The 18654-nt window shown below is 68.9% G+C and carries 6 protein-coding genes; all 6 read right to left on the bottom strand.

The window, feature by feature from the left end:
- Positions 1-22: 22 nt before the first annotated feature.
- Genes BDW41_RS00850 through BDW41_RS00825 form a run of 6 tightly spaced genes read right to left on the bottom strand, consistent with a single transcriptional unit; the run spans position 23 to position 18630 of the window.
- Positions 23-1387 (bottom strand): phenylacetate--CoA ligase family protein, encoded by a 1365-nt coding sequence (locus BDW41_RS00850; protein WP_074547514.1) that lies wholly within the window; start codon positions 1385-1387, stop codon positions 23-25.
- 48 nt (positions 1388-1435) lie between these two features.
- A complete protein-coding gene (locus BDW41_RS00845) occupies positions 1436-2701 on the bottom strand; it encodes an O-antigen ligase family protein (RefSeq protein WP_074547515.1) in 1266 nt (421 codons plus the stop codon).
- Positions 2689-3786, bottom strand: a complete 1098-nt coding sequence (locus BDW41_RS00840) for a polysaccharide deacetylase family protein (protein WP_074547516.1) — start codon at positions 3784-3786, stop codon at positions 2689-2691. The genes BDW41_RS00845 and BDW41_RS00840 overlap by 13 nt, the downstream gene beginning before the upstream one ends.
- A complete protein-coding gene (locus BDW41_RS00835) occupies positions 3780-4910 on the bottom strand; it encodes a glycosyltransferase family 2 protein (protein WP_074547517.1) in 1131 nt (376 codons plus the stop codon). Before BDW41_RS00835 ends, BDW41_RS00840 begins: the two co-directional genes overlap by 7 nt.
- Positions 4911-4936: 26 nt before the next feature.
- Positions 4937-11380: a non-ribosomal peptide synthetase gene (locus BDW41_RS00830; RefSeq protein ID WP_074547518.1), complete on the bottom strand. Its 6444-nt coding sequence runs from the start codon at positions 11378-11380 to the stop codon at positions 4937-4939.
- Positions 11377-18630, bottom strand: coding sequence for a polyketide synthase (locus tag BDW41_RS00825; protein WP_233496726.1), 7254 nt, complete (start codon positions 18628-18630; stop codon positions 11377-11379). The genes BDW41_RS00830 and BDW41_RS00825 overlap by 4 nt, the downstream gene beginning before the upstream one ends.
- Between the last annotated feature and the right edge of the window lie 24 nt (positions 18631-18654).

The following is an 18654-nucleotide window of genomic DNA, read 5'->3' as shown; positions in this document are numbered from 1 at the left end:
TGAAGTGCGGGGATCATGGCGATCACGCTCCCGTCAGTTCCGAGCGCGTGACGCGGTGCTTGCCGCTGCGCGTGAGCGGAATGTCATCGACGAAGCGGTGATCCAGCGATACCTCATCGCCCAGCACCTTGGCCGTTTCGCGGCGGATATAGGCGATGGATGCATCGTCGAAGCCGTCGCCGCGCACGATGGAAAGTTCCAGCCGATGCAGCTCGCGCTGCACCAGCTGGAAGCGCGTGAGGCCCGGCACGTCCTTGAGCATGTGCGGGAAGAACTCGCCGGGCAGGATGCGGCCGTCCGGCGTGCGGATGGCGTCGAGCACGCGACCTTCCACACGTTCCAGCAGGGGCAGGCCGCGTCCGCAGGGGCAGCTGTAGGCGTTGGATGCGGTGGCCAGGTCGCCGTTGAGGTAGCGGATGAACGGCATGCCGTAGTTGGAGAGGTCGGTGATCGCGACCTCGCCGGGGCCGCTGGCAACGCGGCTGCCGTCGGTGTCCAGCAGTTCCAGCACCAGGTGGTCGGCATTGACGTGCAGGCCGTGGTGATGCGCGCATTCCGATGCGATCAGCATGAATTCGCGGCAACCGTAGGTGTTGTACACCGGGCTGCCGAAGGCACGGGCGATGGTGTCGCGCTGGTGCGGATGCAACGCCTCGGCTGCGCCGATCACGGCGTCCGGGCGATGCACCTTGCGGCCGGTGTCCACGATCCATTTGGCCAGCCGCGCCAGCGGATTCACGTAGCCGACGATGATGGCGGGCCGGTAGCGGTCGATGGCGTCGGCGTAGCTGACCAGGTTCGATTCGGTCATCTCGAAGCTGTTGAGCATGCGGCGCGCGAACAGCGTGTTGTAGATGCCATCCTTGAACTGCTGCACGCGTCCCGGCGTGCCTACCGCGCCTGCCCACAGGTACAGCGTGCGGCGGCCCGGCCGCGAACCCGCCCAGCCGTAGCCGCGCCACATCACGGCCATGCGGCGCTCATAGCTCTCGTGCGTGTAGCCCAGCTTCAGCGGATCGCCGGTGGAGCCGCCGGTGCGCTTGAACAGCAGGCGTCCGCGCCAGGAGGTGGCCTGCAGGTCATCGAAGTTCTCGCGGATGTCGGCCTTGGTGAGCACGGGCAGCCGCGCGTAGTCGTTCATGCTGCGGATGTCTTCCGGCAGGATGCCCAGCTCGCGCCAGCGCCGGCGGTAGTAGGGCACCTCGCGGTAGCAGTGCTCGATCAGCGCCTTGAGGCGCTGGAACTGCAGCGCGGCGATGGCTTCGGGCGAGTACCACTGGTCGCGTTCGTAGGCATCCAGCCAGGACAGCGTGCTGCGCCGGCGCAAGTGGGTTTCATACGCGGGATACAGCGCGCGGCGGAAAACCTGTTCGTACCAGTCACTCATGGCGGAAACCTTTTTGGATGCATGACGCGACGGAGGGCATCGGGCGTTTCATCCTTCCGTCCTCAGCAGCACGCTGACCAGCACGAACAATCCGGCGATGCTGCCGATGGCGGCGGGCACCCAGCGCATGCCGCTCTCGTTCATGCTGAAGGAGGGCAGCCCGCCGATGCGTTCGCGCGCGCCCAGGTAGAAACCGGTGACGATGGCCAGCACCACGTAAAGCACGATCATGTAGCTGCGGCTGAGGAAGAACGCGCAGGTGAACATGCCGCACAGCGACAGCAGCAGGGTCAGCGCCATCGGACGCTCCACGCTCCATGCGGCATGGCGCTCGGGATCGGTGATGGGGTCGGGCTTCAGGCGCAGCACGGTCGCCACCATCCAGAAGGTGTAGCCGATCAGCATCAGCCACAGCACGTAGCCGACGAAGCCGGTTTCCGCCAGCACCAGCACGAAGGAGTTGTGCGCGGTGAGCGGGTTGTAGTCGGTGAAGTTGCCGGGCCCCACGCCGAGCAGCGGGTGCGACTTGAACATCTGCAGCCCCTCGTACCAGGCGTCCACGCGGCCGCTGGCCGATTCCTCGCCGGCATCGAGTTCCTGCATGCGCGAGGAGAGCATCTTCATCACCGCCAGGCCCGCCGCGCCCAGCACGCCCGCCACGATGGCGCCGCGGCGATACCAGATGTAGCCGCCGATGACCACCAGCACGCCCAGCATCGCGCCGCGCGAGTTGGTAAGGCGCACGCCGTAGAGCAGGACGAGGATGCAGCCCAGCCAGAGCGCCTTGCCGAACGGGCTGCCGCGCTTGAGCAGCAGGCAGGCCATGGGGAACACGGAGACGAACAGCATGCCCAGATCGTTCGGGTCGTTGAAGATGCCCACGTACTGGATGCGCCCATCCTCGCCCAGCGGAATGTCGGTCCAGCCGATGCCGCTGCGCGCCTGGCCGATGCCGTGCAGGGACAGGATGGTCGCGCACAGCACCATCACCGACATGAGGGTGAGGATGCGCCGCTGCGTGTTGCATGCGGCGGCGATCATGAAGAACGCGAGCACGACGGGGCCGAACTTGCCCAACTGGTCCTTCACGCCGCCCACCCAGCCGTTGGCGACTTCCGACACCATCAGCACGGCGAAGAAGGCCAGCAGGATAGGAAACTGCGGCGCGCGCGGCCGGCCCGTGCCCGAGGCGATCCACGCGGCGAACGACAACGCCAGCACGATGGGCAGCACGGGCACGCCGATCAGCGCCGGTATGTACTCCTGCGGGCGGACGATGGTCAGTACGACGTAGCAAAGAATTAATGGGAACATGGCGCATCATCCGTTGACGCAAGGTGCGCCGGCGTCGGATAGCCCACCAGCCCCGGCATGGCGAGCAGCGCGGCGAACCAGGCCTTGCCGTAGTAGCGCTCCACGGCAATGCGGTAGAGCGCGTAGCGGTTGTCGGCCGGATGCGGGTTGGTGCCGCTGATGTAGCTGCAGGCCAGGTCGAAGCCGGCGTCGCGCGTCACCTCGATCACCTGCCGGTCGAACGCGCGATTGCTGCCCACCGGGTAGGACATCAAGAGCGGCATCGGGCCGAGTTCGCGCAGCAGGGCGTTGCGAGAATCGAACACCTCGCGCTCCAGTTCCTCGCGCGGCAGCTTGGAGAGCATCCAGTGGTTCACGCCGTGCGAACCGATCTCCAGCCCGGCGGCGCGCATCTCGCGCAGCTGGTCCCAGCTCATGGGGCGGCAGTCCGCGGGGCGCGCATGCTCGGAGGGCATCTGCCACTCGTCTTCCAGGCGATGGATCATGGCCGCCTGCGCGAGCGCGCTGATCTCCTTCATGCCGTCGAGCACGCATCCCGCCATGGCGCGGCGCTCGGCGCGTGTCGCGGGCATGGGCACGTTTATGTCGAGTTCGGGCAGGTCCAGGCGCGGCGCCGTGCTCATCAGGATCATGTGCACCAGCCAGTCGTAGGCGTAGGGACGACCGCTGTCGATATGGCCGGTGGAGATGAAGAAGGTGGCGGGCACGCCCAGCTCCTTGAGGATCGGATAGGCGATGCGGTAGTTGTCGTCGTAGCCGTCGTCGAAGGTGACCACCAACGCGTCCGGCGGCAGCGGCTGGCCCGCGTTGATGGCGGCGGCTACGTCGCTGAGGCGCATCGGGCGGTAGCGCTCGCGCACCAGCAGCATCTGCTCGCGGAATTCCTCCGGCGTGGTGCTGATCAGCTCCATGTCGAATGCGTACTGGTCCGGATCGGGCACCGGCATCACGCGGTGGTAGGCGAGGATGCGCAGGTCCTTCTGCCACCAGGCGCGCACCTTCTGCAGCGGATGCAGCAGGCCGGCGTTGTAGCACAGCGCGCCCAGCTTCTCGCGGATGCCGGTGTGCTGGGTCGGGCTCACCATAGTTGTTCCCCTCGGCTGCGCGCATAGGCGATGGAGGCCTGCGCCGCGTAAAGATTGAGATAGAAGAACGCCACCATCAGGCGCACCGGCAGCCAGCGTCCCGCGTCCGGCCGCGCGCGCTCGACGGCGACCAGGCCGATGCAGGCCAGCAGCGCGGCGAGCACGGCGCCATAGGCCAGGTGGTGGCGCGCGAGATAGGCGCAGGACAGCAGCAGCGCCAGCAGCAGCCACGGCGCGAGCAGGCGGAGCATCTTGTGGCTCATGAATTGGAACCACAGCGGGTTGCGAGCGGGCGAAAGCAGCCACGGCGCCACGTCCATCAGCTGGAAGCAGCCCACCATGGCGCGCATGCGCCGCGCCTGTTCGTCCAGCGGCGCCTGGGCGGTTTCGCCCCAGGCCACGGCGCGCGGCTCGAACACCACGCGGCGGCCGGCGGCGGCTACCGTCATCGGTACCAGCACGTCGTCCAGCAGGGTGTCCGGCGGCAGCGGCTTGTAGAGTTCGGCGCGCACGGCGTAGAGCGCGGCGCACACGCCGACGGCCGAACCGCAGCGGCTTTCCTGACGGCGGATGAATTTCTCGTAGTGCCAGTACGCATTCACGCCGTGCGCGAAGGTGCTGGTGACGTTCTCCAGCTCCAGGTTGCCGCTGACCGCGCCCACCTGCGGATCGCCCAGGTTGCCCACCAGTTCGCGCAGCGCCAGCGGCGACAGCTTGTGCTGCACGTCCGTCATCAGCAGGATCTCGCCGCGCGCGGTGGCGATGGCGTCGTTGAGGCACAGCGCCTTGCCGCGCGACACCGGGAATTCCAGCACGCGCACGCGCGAATCATGCGAGTGGCGCACCAGCGCGGCGGTGCGGTCCTTGCAGCCGTCGCAGGCCACGATGATCTCGATGTAGTCGGCCGGATAGTCCAGCGCGCGGAGGTTCTTGAGCTTGGCGCGGATATGCCGCACGCCATCGCGCACCACGATGATGATGGACACGGTGGGCAGCACCGGCTGTTTGCGCACCGGGCGATGCATCAGCCGGCCGCACAGCGCGGCGATCAGCGGGTAGCCGAAGAAGATGTAGAACAGCAGCCAGAAGCTGGCCCTGCACATCAGTGTCGCCATCGTCGTCATGTCGAGCCCCCTGTCGCCATGCCTGTTCACCGGCGCCCGAACAGTTGCCGCAGGCGTCCGCCCAGCGAGGCCGCGCGGTGGGGTTCGGTCAGGTCGCCATCCGGCAGGGCCGCGGCCAGCGACGCGAGCGGACTGGTCGCCACGTCCAGCAGGTTGAGTTTCACTCCGGTTTCCTTGCGCACCTGCGTGACCATCTCGATCGCCAGCAGCGAGTGGCCGCCGATGTCGAAGAAGTTGTCGCTGGCGCGCACGTCATCCACGCCGACCAGGCGGCACCACACTTGGCCCAGGTAGCGCTCGCGCGGATCGTCGCTGGCGCTCACGCCCGGTTCCGCGTCTTCGATCTGTGTGTTCGTGCCGAGCGCAGGCGCGGGCAGGGCCTTGCGGTCGGTCTTGCCGTTCGGCGTGCGCGGCAGCGCGGACAGTCGAACCATGTGCTGCGGCTGCATGTACGCGGGCAGCCGCGCGGACAGCAGGGCGCGCAGCTTGGGCCACAATTGTTCCTCGTCCTCGCCGGACACGGCATACAGCACGAGGCGCTCGTCGTTCGGCGCGACTTCGCGCACCACCACCACGCAGTCGAGCACACCCGGCTCCATGCGCGCCACGGTTTCGATCTCGCCGGGTTCGATGCGGTAGCCGCGCAGCTTCACCTGGAAGTCGAGACGGCCCAGGTGTTCCAGCGTGCCATTCGCCAGCCAGCGCGCGCGGTCGCCGGTGCGATAGAAGCGTGCGCCGGGCGCGAACGGGTCGGCCGGGAAGCGCTCGGCCGTCAGCTCCGCGCGATTCAGATAGCCCAGCGCCACGCCGGCGCCGCCGATGCACAGCTCGCCGGGCACGCCGATGGGGCAGTGCTGGCCGTGTTCATCGAGCACGTGGATGGTGGTGTTGGCGATGGGCGTGCCGATGGCGATGCCGCGCTCGGGATGCTCCACACGCCAGCAGGTCGACCACACCGTGGTTTCGGTGGGGCCGTACATGTTCCACAGCTCGGTGCCGCGTGCCAGCAGTTGCTGCGCCAGGTCGGCCGACAGCGGCTCGCCGCCGCACAGCGCGCGGAAGCCCGGCGAGGGCTGCCACGACGTCTGCAACAGCAGGCGCCAGGTGACCGGCGTGGCCTGCATCGATGTGGCAGCCTGCGTGTCGAGTAGCCGATGCAGCGCGTCGCCATCCATCGATTCCTCGCGCGTGGCGAGCAGCACTTCACCACCCACGCTGAGCGGGCCGAAAAGTTCCAGCACGGCAATGTCGAACGACAGCGTGGTCACGGCGAGCAGGCGCTCGTCCGCGCGCAGGCCGGGGCGCTGCGCCATGCCGGCCAGGAAATTCACCACCGCCCGATGAGAAATGGCGACACCCTTGGGGCGACCGGTGGAACCGGAGGTGTAGATCACGTACGCCACGGATTCGCCGTTGAGCGCGGCATCGGTGGGCAGGCGCGTATCCGGTTGCGAGGCGAGCTCGGCGGCGGCTTCGTCCAGCAGCAGGCGCGCCGCGCCGCTGTCGTCGATGCGGGAGGCGATAGCCGATTCGGTGACCAGCACGGCCAGATGCGCGTCCTGCGCCATATAGGAAAGCCGGTCGGCAGGGAACTCCGGATCGAGCGGCACATAGCCTGCGCCGGTCTTGAGCACCGCCAGCACCGCGGCCAGCATGTCGATGCCGCGCGTGAGCGATACGCCGACCAGCGTGCCGTGCGCGGCGCCGCGTTCGCGCAAGGCATGCGCGATGCGGTTGGCGCGCGCATCCAGCTCGCGGTAGCTCAGCGTGATGTCATTGCAGCGGATGGCGGCGCGTTCCGGCGCCCGATCGCACTGCTGTTCGAACAGCTGGTGCAGGCGAACGTCGGGAACGTCCAGCGCGGTCTGGTTCCATTCGGCAAGCAGGGCGCTCTCGCGCGGCGGCAGCAGGTCGAGGCGTGCGACGGCGCGGCCGGGGTCGGCCAGGGCCGAGGCGAGCAGGGTTTCGTAGCCGTCACGGAAACGCGCGGCGGTGGCCGGATCGAAGATGTCGGCGTTATACGTGATGCCGCCGAGCAGGCCCTGCTCCTGTTCGAGGAACCACAGGCCGATGTCGTCCGCTGCGCCGCGCTGGAATACCGGCAGATGTTCGTGCGCAAGCTCGCCCCAAGAGACGATGCGGCGGCGCGCATCCTGGAATGAGAACATCGCCTGCGAGATCGGCGGCCGGCTTTCGTCGCGCGCCAGGCCCAGCGAGAACACCAGTTGCTCGAACGGCACGTCGGGATGCGCGAACGCATCCAGCACCACCTGCCGCACCTGATGCAGCACGTCGCGGAACGGCGCCTCGGGATCGACCGCCACGCGCAGCGGCAGCGCGTTCACGAACAGGCCCATGATGCTTTCGGTGTCCACGCGGTCGCGGCCGCGCACCGGCGTGCCGACGATCAGGTCGCGCTGGCCGCTCAGGCGATGCAGCAGCACGTAATACGTGGCCAGCAGCACCATGAAGGGCGTGGCTTCCTCGCGCTGCGCCAGCGCATGCACGGCGGCGGCGCGTTCGGCCGGTATGCGGATCCATTCGGTGGCGCCGGCGCCGGACATGCGCGCGGGACGCTGGCGGTCGGCAGGAAGTTCCAGCGGCTCCAGCGGACCTTCCAGCACCTTGAGCCAATGCGCGAGTTGCTGCTGCACGGTGTCGCTGCGCATCCAGTCGCGATGCCACGCGGCGAAATCGGCGTATTCCACGGCCAGCGGCGGCAGGCCTTCGGTGTTTCCCGCGCAGCGCGCGACATAGGCGCGCGACAGGTCTTCGTACAGCAGGTCGAACGACCAGCCATCCCACACGATGTGGTGCGCCATGAAGTACAGCACGTGGTCGTCGTCGCCGAGCCGGAACAGGCGCGCGCGATACAGCGGCGCTTGCGCCAGGTCGAAGGGCTGAGCGATATCCGCTTCCAGCGTCTGCTTCAGCACGTCCATGCGCGTGTCGGCGGGCAGCGACGACAGGTCTTCCAGCGGAAGGTCGGGCAGCAGCCCCGCATGGATGCGCTGCACGCCGCCGCTTTCGCCCGCCTCGATGGACGTGCGCAGCGCCGGCTGGCGTTGCACCACGTCGCGCAGGGCCTGGCGGAATGCATCCACGTTCATGGGGCCGCGCAGGCGATGCGCGGAGGGCGTGTTGTAGACCACGCGGCCGGGATGCAACTGCTCCAGATACCACAGGCGCTGCTGCATCGAGGACAGCGGCGCGACGCTGCGGTCAGTGAGGCGTGGAATCTCGGCCGCGGGCGTCGTCGTTTCCGGTGCGCGATAGCCGTCGATGGTTTGCGCCAGGCCTTCGATGGTCGGCGCATCGAACAGCGTGCGGAAGGACAGCGCGATGCCGAACTCGCGGTTCAGCCGTGCCGTGAGCTGCGCGGCGAGCAGCGAGTGGCCGCCCAGCGCGAAGAAGTTGTCGCGCACGTCCAGCTCCGGCAGGGCGAGCACGGCTTCCATGGCGGCCGCCACGCGGCGTTCGGTATCCGTGCTGGGCGCGCGCCGGTCACGTCGTGCCTCGACCGCCGGAGCGCTCGGCGCGGGCAGCGACTTGCGGTCGATCTTGCCGTTGGGCAGCAGGGGAATGGCCGCCATCGCCACGAAGTGTTGCGGCACCATGTAGTCGGGCAGGCGCTGGCGCAGGCGCGGGCACAGGTCCACCGTTTCCAGGTCCACGCCCTCGGCGGCCACCACGTAGGCGACCAGGCGCACGTCGCCGGGGCGGTCCTCGCGCGCCATCACCACGGCGCGCGCCACTTCCGGCAGGTCGGCCAGCGCGGTTTCGATCTCGCCCAGTTCGATGCGGTAGCCGCGGATCTTCACCTGGAAGTCCAGGCGGCCGAGATGTTCCAGCTCGCCCTTGGCCAGCCAGCGGCCACGGTCGCCGGTGCGGTACATGCGTGCCTGCGCATCGCCGGAGAACGGATCGGGCAGGAAGCGCTCCGCGTTGAGTTCGGGGCGATCCAGGTAGCCCAAGGTCACGCCGTCGCCGCCGATATAGAGCTCACCCGGCATGCCGAGCGGGCAGGGCGCACCGTGTTCGTCGAGCACGTACACGGTGGTGTTGGCGATGGGGCGGCCGATGGTGATGCCGGCGCGCGGATCATGCGCGCGCCACAGCGTGGACCACACGGTGGTTTCGGTCGGCCCGTAGGCATTCCACAGTTCACCGCAGCGGGCGAGCAGCGCCTCGGCAAGATCCAGCGGCAACGGTTCGCCGCCGGCGATGGCCTTGAAACCGGGGCGGCCTTGCCAGCCCGATTCCAGCAGCACGCGCCAACCAGCGGGCGTGGCCTGCATCATGGTGGCTTCGCTGCGTTCCAGCAGCTGGCGCAGCGCGGTGCCGTCGCGCACGTGGTCGTGGTCCGCCAGCACGATGGCGGCGCCGACGCTGAGCGGCAGCATCAGTTCGAGGAAGGCGATGTCGAAGGACAGCGTGGTCACGGCGACCAGGCGGTCATCCTCGCCGATGCCGGGTTCGCGCTGCATGCTGCTGATGAAGTTGCTCGCGGCGCGATGCGGCACGCGCACGCCCTTGGGCTTGCCGGTGGAGCCGGAGGTGTAGATCACGTAGGCGACGGACTCGGGCGAGGCCGAGCGCACGTCGTGCGGCAGGCGTTCGGCGCTTGCCGATTCGATGAGCGCGGCATCGCGTTGCAGCGACAGCACGTTCGCCGCCGGGAAGTCGAAGACGGCCGATGCCTCGTCGTCGACGATGAGCGCGGCAAGCGCGGCATCCTGCGCCATGAAGGCGAGTCGTTCCGCCGGAAAGCCGGGATCGAGCGGCACGTAGCCCGCGCCGGATTTCAGTACGCTTAACAAGGCCGCGATCATGTCCGGGCTGCGTTGCAGCGACAGGCCGACCAGCTGGCCCTGGCCCACGCCACGGTCGCGCAGTACGCGCGCGATGCGATTGGCGCGTGCGTCCAGCGCCGCATAGCTCAGCGGAGCATCGCCGGCGATGGCGATGCGCGCGGGCGCGCAATCGGCCTGCTGTTCAAAATACTGATGTGCGAGCCGTTCCGCCGCGTAGGGCGTGCGCGGCGGTTGCAGCGCCGCCAATGCGGCCTGGGCCGAAGGAGACACCAACCCGAGCATGCTGCCGGCCGCCTGCGGCGTGGCCACGGCATGCCGCAGCAAGCTGGCATACGCCTCCAGCCAGGCCTGGATGGTGGCCGCGTCGAACAGGTCGCTGTTGTACTGGCATTCCAGCCGGATGCCTGCGGGCAGCTGCACGGCGTTGACGAACAGCTCGAAGTTCTCGAACGCGCGCGGGTTGCCGGCAAACTCAAAGGAGAGGCCGGGGAAGCGGATGGTGCGCTCGTCCAGCGCCTGATCGAGATTGAACAGCACGCCCGCCAGCGGCAGGCGGCCCGGATCGCGCGGCAAGGCGAGGCGGGCGAGCAGGCTGCCCAGCGTGTATTGCTGGTGGTCGAACGCATCGAGCAGGTCGCCACGTACCTGCTTGAGGCTGTCCTCGAACGGCGCCGCCGTATCCAGCATCACGCGCAGCGGCAGCACGTTCACGCAGTGGCCGACCAGATCCTGATGGCCGCCCGCGGCCTGCCCGGCCGAGGGAATGCCGATAACCACGTCGTCCTGCCCGCTGAGCCGCTGCAGCAGCAGGCCGAACGCGGCGAGCAGGGTGGCATACAGGCTGGCGCCGCGCTGCGCGCCCATGCGCTTGATGTCGGAGATGAGCGCCGCGTCCAGCACCAGGTCCTCGCGCCGCGAATGGAAGCTGCGCTGGCGCGGACGCGGACGGTCGGTGGGCAGGTCCAGCGAGGGCGTGGCGTTGGCGAAGCGCGCGAGCCAGTAGGCTTCGTCGCCCTTGCCGTCGGCGCTCTGCGCGCGCTCTGCCTCGGCCAGCGCGTAGTCGGCGAATACGTCGGCCGGCGGAAGATCCTGGCCCTGGCCGATCTGCTGCGCATACAGCGCCGCCAGGTCGCGCACGATCACGCCGAACGACCAGCCATCGCACACGATGTGGTGCGCGGTGAACACCAGCAGGTGTTCCTGCGCCGACAGGCGCAGCAGTTCCGCGCGCACCAGCGGGCCCGTGTCCAGGTTGAACGGTTCAGTCACCGCGCGATGCAGCGTGGCGTCGATCTCGGCCTGCTGCTCGTCCGGTCCCAGCCAGGCGAGTTCGCGCAGCGGGCAGGGCAGGTCCAGTTCGGCGGCGATGCACAGCTCGGTGCCTTCGTTGGCGAAGCTGCCGCGCAGCGCCTCGTGGCGTTCCGGCAGCTGGCGCAGCGCCGTCTGCAAGGCGGCGACGTCGAGATCGCCGTGCAGCCGCAGCGACACGGACTCGTTGTAGGCCAGCGAGGCTTCGGGTTCCAGCGTGGACGCAAGCCACACCTCGCGCTGCGGCGCGGTGGCGGGCACCACCCGCGCCAGCGTGGCGCCGGCAAACGGATCGTAGTCGACGGCAACCGCGGTTTCCGCCGCGCGTGCAGGCTCCTGCGGGTTCATGCGTTCACCCTCATGTACTTGCCGGGCACGTCGGGGTTGGGCACGAACCAGGCGGGGTTGCCGTCCTGGTCCTTGCCCAGCCGCGCGCCGATCACCGGCGGACGGCTGGCGTCGATGGCGAGCGTTTCCACCTTCTTGTTGCGCGGCAGGAATTCGGCCTCCTGCATTTCGAGCACGGATTCCTTGAACGCCTTGGCGATGGCCTGGAAGTCCTGCTCGCTGTGCGCGGTGGTGAAGAAGCAGGGGAAGTTGTCCAGCAGATGGATGCCGCGGCTGCGGATCATGGCGAACAGCAGGTCCTGCAGCGGGTGGTCTTCGGTGAAGTTGGTCTTCCACACCGAGGCGAAGTGCACCAGCTGGATCGGTGCGCCGACGCTGGCGCAGAAGGCGTTGAGCTCGTCCATCAGCAGGCTGGTGCGCGCGTTCAGGCGTTCCTGCAGCGCGGGGCCGTTCTGCTTGAGGTGGTTGAGCACGGCATGCGCGGCGGCCAGCGCCAGCGGATGGCGCACGAAGGTGCCGGCGAAATAGGTGACGCCCACGGTGGGGATGGACGCATCGCCGTACTGCCAGCCGCCGCCATCCAGCGCGTCCATGTAGCGGCGCTTGCCGGCGATCACGCCGATGGGGAAGCCGCCGCCCACCACCTTGCCGTAGGAGGCAAGGTCCGCATCGATGCCCAGCACGTGCTGCGCGCCGCGCGGGTGCGAGCGGAAGCCGGTGACCACTTCGTCGAAGATCAGCAGCGCGCCGGCGTCGGCGGTGATGGCGCGCAGTTCCTTGAGGAAGTCGCGCGGCTGGAAATCCGGGCGACGGCTCTGCACAGGCTCGACCAGCACGGCGGCGATGCTGGCTGCGCGCTCGCGGATGATCTGCAGCGTTTCGGGCGTGCCGTAATCCAGTACCAGCACGTTTTCCGAGGTGTTGCGCAGGATGCCCGGCGCGGCCGGCACCGAGCGCAGCTTCTTGGTGCCGCGCACGATCACTTCGTCGAAGATGCCGTGGTACGAACCGGTGAAGATCACCAGCGTGTCGCGCCCGGTGACGGTGCGCGCGATGCGGATGGCGCCCATCACCGCTTCCGAACCGGTGTTGCACAGCGCCGCGCGATCGAAGCCGGTGAGCTCGCACACCTGCTCGGCCACTTCGCCGGCCAGCGGATGCTGCGGTCCGATCTCGTAGCCGGCATCCAGCTGGCGGCGCACGGCGTCGAGCACGAAATCCGGTTGCCAGCCGAACAGGTTCATGCCGAAGCCGTTGAGCGCATCGACGTATTCGTTGCCGTCCAGGTCCCACACCTTGGAACCCTTGGAGCGGTTCACCACGATCTGGTAGATCATTTCCTTGAGCAGCGGACGGAAGCCGTTGACCACGCGCGGGTCGGCGAGATGATCGCGATGGCGCTGCGTGTATTCCTTGGACGCGCGCGTGCGGTCGATGTAGCGACGCATGAAGGCATCCAGCCGCGCATGCTGGCGATCGCTCAGCTCCGTCTGGGTGGAGTGGATGCGCGCGATGGCGCCGAAAGCTTTTTTCACGTCGTAGGTGGTGTGGGCCAGTGCGGCTTCTTCGTCCTGCGCAGGTGACGCGGCGGGCGCGGCAGCCACCGCGGCAACCGGCGTCGCTGGTGCGGGTACAGGCGTTGCAGGCATGGCCGCCTGCACCGGCGCGGGCGTGGCAACGGTGACGTTCATGCCTGCGCCGGCGAGCAAGGCCAGCTGCTGCTGCATGATCAGCATCTGCTGCTGGATCAGGTCCTGCACAACGTTGCCGCTGGCGGCCATCGGCATGGCCGGCGCGACGATGGCGGCGGGAGCCACCGGCGCGCCGGATGCGGCGGGATGAACAGGGTTGGCCGGCGCGGGCGTGGCGGCATCCGGCGGCAGCATCTGGTCGATATGCATGGCGAGGCGCTCGAATGAGGAAAACGACTCCATCAGCTCGCGGAAGGTGATCTTCAACGCGAAAGTCTTCTGCAGCTGCAGCGCGACCTGGGTGAGCGACAGCGAATCCAGCCCCAGCTCCACGAAACCGGCCGCGGGATCGACACCCTGCAGCTCGGCGCCCGACACGTCCTCGAACAGTTCGGTGAGCTGGGCAAGCAGGCGGGCGTGGCGGGGCGAGCCGGTATTGGCGGCGGAAACGTTGACATCCATGGGTGGCTCCACGACGGGGGCAGGCGAAGGGGCGAACAACGGCACGACGTTGTCCGGCGTGTGGGGTGGCGTGGCGATGGCCGGTGCGGCGGCTTCCACCCAGTAGCGCTTGCGCTCGAACGGGTAGGTGGGCAGGCGCACGCGCCGGCGGTTGGCGCGGCGATCCAGCGAGCACACGGCCACCGGCAGCCCGGCGCACCACAGCTCACCCATCGCGCCGACCCAGGCGGCGCGTTCCGCTGCTTCGGCATCGGCGAGGCTGGCCACGACCTGATGCTTGCGGCTTTGCGCATGCTGCCGGGTCAGCGTGGTCAGCGCGTTGCGCGGGCCGACTTCCAGGAACACGCGCGGCTGACCGTCCAGCTGCGTGAGCAGGGCGGGCGAGAAACGCACGGTGCCGCGCAGATGGCGCGTCCAGTAATCCGGCGACGTGGCGTCGGCGTCGCCGAGCGGCTCGCCGGTGAGGGTGGAAATGATCGGTATGGCCGGAGCCGCGAGCGCGATACGCGCCACTTCGGCGCGGAACGGTTCCAGCACCGGATCCATCATGGCGGAGTGGAATGCATGCGAGGTCTGCAGCAGTCGGCAGGCCACCCCCTCGGCTTCCAGCTGCTGGCGGAACGCGTCGACCTCGGCCGTTTCGCCGCTGACCACGCTGGCATTGGGGCTGTTTTCCGCCGCCAGTTGCAGCGTTTCGGGCAGGCGCGCGCGCAGCGCGTCCGCGGCCATGCGCACCGACAGCATGGCGCCCGCCGGCATCGCCTGCATCAGGCGGCCGCGCCGGGCGATGAGTCGGGCGCCGTCGGGCAGGCTCATGACGCCGGCAATCACGGCGGCGACGAACTCGCCCACGCTATGGCCGATCATCGCCGCCGGCGTGATGTCCATGGAAAGCCACAGCTTGGCCAGAGCGTACTCGATGGCGAACGTGGCGGGCTGAGTCAGCGAGGTTTCGCGCAGCGCGGCGGCATCGCCGTCGAACAGGCGGTCACGCAGGTCGAAGCCCAGCTCGCCGCGCAGCGCTTCGGCGCAGTCGTCGATGGCGGCGCGGAAGCTCGGCTCGCTCGCATACAGCGCCTTGCCCATGCCGGCGTACTGCGAGCCTTGGCCGGGGAACAGGAACACTACTTCCGGCGCAGGCTTGGTCGCTTCACGAACGTTGGCGGCGGTGAACTCGCGCAGGCGCGTCACGGCGTCGTCCACCGTCGCGGCCACCACGCTGCCGCGATGGGCGAAGGCCTTGCGGCCATGCAGCAGGGTGCTGCTGGCGTCGGCCAGATTCGTTTCCGGATGCGCGGCCAGGTGATCCGCCAGGCGCGCGGCATAGGCCACCGCGGCGGCGGGCGTGCGGCCGGAGAGGAACAGCAGTTGCGGCCCCTGCGCGGCGTCGGATGGCGCGGGCTGCGGCGCCTCTTCCATGATCACGTGCGCGTTGGTGCCGCCGACGCCGAACGAGCTCACGCCCGCGCGGCGCGGCTGCGGGCTATGCGGCCACGCGCGCAGCGTGTCGTTGACCACGAACGGCGAATGCGCGAAGTCGATCTTGGGATTGGTCGCCTGCATGTGCAGCGACGGCGGCAACACCTGCTCGTGCAGCGACAGCGCCGTCTTGATCACTCCCGTGGCGCCCGCCGCGATCACCGTGTGGCCGATGTTGCTCTTCACCGAGCCGATGGCGCAGTAGCCGCAATCGTCGGTGTGCTGGCGGAACGCGGTGGTCAGGCCTTCGATCTCGATGGGGTCGCCCAACGGCGTGGCGGTGCCGTGGGCCTCCACATAGGAAATGCTGCGCGCATCCACGCCGGCATCGGCCAGCGCCATGGCGATCACCGCCGCCTGGCCTTCGCTGCTGGGCGCGGTGAAGCTGGCCTTGCCGCCGCCGTCGTTGTTCAAGGCGATGCCGCGGATCAGGGCGAGCACGTCGTCGCCGTCGCGTTGCGCATCCGACCAGCGCTTGAGCAGCACCACGGCGGCGCCATCGCTGAACACGGTGCCTTGCGCCTGCGCATCGAAGGTGCGCGTGTGGCCGTCGGGCGACAGCATGGAGCCTTCCTGCGCGATGTAGCCGCTGCGCGGTGGGCAGGTGACCGACGCGCCGCCCGCGATGGCCAGCTCGCATTGCCCCGCGCGCAGCGCGGCGACGGCCTGGCAGATGGCGACCAGCGAGGTGGAGCAGGCCGAACTGACGTTGACCGCCGGGCCGGTGAGGTTGAGCTTGTGCGCCACGCGCGTGGCGAAGAAATCCTTCTCGTTGCCCAGCGACACCTGGAACGCACCGAGCTTGTCGATCAGGTCCGGGCGCTGCGTGAGGTGATGTTGGAAGTAGGTCGCGTGGTACATGCCGCCGAACACGCCGACCGGCACGTCATGGCGGTCCGGCGTATAGCCGCCGCGCTCCAGGCACTCCCAGCACAGTTCGAGGAAGATGCGCTGCTGCGGATCCATCAGTTCGGCTTCGCGCGGCGATATGCCGAAGAAGGCGGCGTCGAAGTCCTCCACGCCGTCGATGATGCCGCGGGCGGCCACGTAGGCCGGATCGTTGCGCAGCGCAGCGGGAATGGACGGGTCGAGTTCTTCGCTGCGGAAGTGCGTGATGGATTCGCGCCCCGCGCACAGGTTGTCCCAGAACGTTTCCACATCCGATGCGCCGGGGAAACGGCCGCTCGCCGCGATGATGGCGATGGGCTCGTTCGCGTCGCACTGGCGTCCACGCGACAGGCGCGCGGCGAGGGCGGAGCGTGTGGCGCGGCCTTCGATGAGCGTTGCCAGCGCGGCCGGTGTCGGCTCGGCGAAGAAGGCGGGGATGGTGGGCGTGGCCGACAGTTCGGCATGCACGCGCTCCATCAGGCGCACGGCGAGTAGCGAATTGCCGCCGAGGTCGAAGAAATGGTCGGTGCGGCCGACCTGGTCCACCTCCAGCACGTCTGAGAACAGCGCGCACAGCCGCTGTTCCAGTTCGTTGGACGGCGGCACGTAGCGATCCGCCAGTTCCGGACGGCCACGGCCGGGCGCGGGCAGGGCACGGCGATCCAGCTTGCCGTTGGTGGTCACCGGCATGCTGTCCATGCGCACGTAGGCGACCGGCAGCATGTACTCCGGCAGCGTCTGCGCCAGCTGCGCACGCAGGGCGCGTGCCGTGACGGCGGCATCCTCGGCGACGAAGTAGGCGACCAGCCGCTTCTGGCCGGGATGGTCCTCGCGCGCCAGCACCGCGCTGGCGCGCACGCCCGGCAGTTGCTGCAAGGCGGCTTCGATCTCGCCGATCTCGATGCGATAGCCGCGGATCTTCACCTGGCCGTCGATGCGGCCGACGAAATCGATGACACCCTCGGGCAGCCAACGCACTAGGTCGCCCGTGCGATACAGCATGTGCCCGTCACCGGCGAAGGGATCGGGAACGAAGCGCGCCGCGGTGAGTTCCTCGCGCGCCATGTAGCCGCGTGCCACGCCTTCGCCGCCGATGTACAGCTCACCGATGACGCCGGGCGGCACCAGTTCGCCGCGCGCGTTCACCACGTAAAGCGTGGTGTCGGCGATGGGACGGCCAATGGGGATGGATCGCGCGGCCGCATCCAGCGCGGCGGGAATGCGATAGGTGGTGGCGAACGTGGTGCATTCGGTGGGGCCGTAGCCGTTGATCAGCGTGGTGCCCGGCAGCAGCGCCTGCGCCTTGCGCACATGCGCGACGGAGAGGGCCTCGCCGCCGGTGAGCAATTGCTGCACGCCGCGCAGGTTCGTGCCGTCTTCATCGACGATGGCATTGAACAGCGCGGCGGTGAGCCAGACGATGCGCGCGTCGTGCTTGCGAATGGTGGCGGCGAGGCCGGCGCCGCTGGGCACGCGTTCGTCGTGCACGATGCAGCAGCCGCCGTTGAGCAAGGAGCCCCAGATTTCCAGCGTGGAGGCATCGAAACCCAGCGGCGCCGCGTGAAGCAGGCGCGGCGCCTCGCCGAAGTCCACGTAGTCGATGCCGCGCACGAGGCGGATGATCGAGCGATGGCGTATCTCCACGCCCTTGGGCGTGCCGGTGGAACCGGAGGTGTACATCACGTAGGCCAGCGCGTCGCCGTCGACGGTGGGCAGCGCCACGGCGTCCGTTATCTCCATCAGCGCATCGATGCCCCGCACGGGCACCGTGATGCCATCGGGCGGCTCCGTGCCTACGGGTGCGATCACGAGGGCAGCCTGTGCATCCTTCAGCACGAAGGCGAGGCGCTCGGCGGGATTCGTGCGATCCAGCGGCAGATAGGCGGCGCCCGCCTTGAGGATGGCGAGGATGGCGAGGATGGCCTCCGGCGAACGATCCATCAGCAGGCCGATCACGGCGCCCGGCCGTACATCGGCCCGGATCAGGCCGGCGGCAAGGCGGTCGCTGAGCTGGTCGAGTTCCGCATAGGTGAACGCGCCAAGCGCGCCATCGAGGGCAATGGCATCGCCACGCGTGGCGACGGCGGCCTTGAACAGGCCGTGCACGGTGTCCGCGCGGTGGCGTGGCACGGCCGTATCGTTCCAGGTGGCGAGCAGGCGTTCGCGCGTTTCGTCGTCGAGCGCCGAGACGGCGTCGATGGCGTCCTCGTGTGCGAGTGTGTGCAAGATGTTCGACAGGGCGCGCGCAAGCGTGAGCAGCATGGCCTCGTCGAATACGGCAGCGTCGTAATCGAGCTGCAGGTGAGCGCCGTCGGCGGACAGCGACCAGCGCAGCGGCAGGGGCGGGCCCGCCGGTACGTCATCCATCCACGCGCCGACGCTGCTTGGCGTGGCGTCGTCGGTGGCGGCGTGTGCCACCAGCCACGCGTCCACGGTGCCATCCGCTGGAATCGTGTAGCGGACGGGGCCGGCGGCCGTGGCGAGCACGATCTCCGCCCGGCCGGTGAGGCGGGCATCCAGCAGCGCGAGCGCGGCACGGCGCAGCTGCAGGGGCGCCAGTTGCAGGCGCGCGGCGCGCGTTTCCACGCGATGGACGATGGCCGGATCGATCGCCATGGTCAGCCGCTGTGGCAGGCTCGCCGCAGCGGAAGAGGCCTGCCGCACCAGCACATCGAGCAACGACAGCTCCATGCTGGCGGGTGACGTTTGCGGGATGCGGGACGGTTTCATGGGCATGCACCTGCGCGACGCGGC

Source organism: Dyella sp. AtDHG13, assembly GCF_003201105.1.
GTDB lineage: Bacteria > Pseudomonadota > Gammaproteobacteria > Xanthomonadales > Rhodanobacteraceae > Dyella > Dyella jiangningensis_B.
The sequence above is the reverse complement of the archived record's forward strand: the minus strand, read 5'-3'. Positions and strand labels throughout refer to the sequence as shown.

Bases quoted from the DNA above. Each gene is read 5' to 3' on its own strand.
- BDW41_RS00850 (WP_074547514.1), bottom strand. From the start codon at position 1,387: ATGAGTGACTGGTACGAACAGGTTTTCCGCCGCGCGCTGTATCCCGCG.
- BDW41_RS00845 (WP_074547515.1), bottom strand. From the start codon at position 2,701: ATGTTCCCATTAATTCTTTGCTACGTCGTACTGACCATCGTCCGCCCG.
- BDW41_RS00840 (WP_074547516.1), bottom strand. From the start codon at position 3,786: ATGGTGAGCCCGACCCAGCACACCGGCATCCGCGAGAAGCTGGGCGCG.
- BDW41_RS00835 (WP_074547517.1), bottom strand. From the start codon at position 4,910: ATGACGACGATGGCGACACTGATGTGCAGGGCCAGCTTCTGGCTGCTG.
- BDW41_RS00830 (WP_074547518.1), bottom strand. From the start codon at position 11,380: ATGAACCCGCAGGAGCCTGCACGCGCGGCGGAAACCGCGGTTGCCGTC.
- BDW41_RS00825 (WP_233496726.1), bottom strand. From the start codon at position 18,630: ATGAAACCGTCCCGCATCCCGCAAACGTCACCCGCCAGCATGGAGCTG.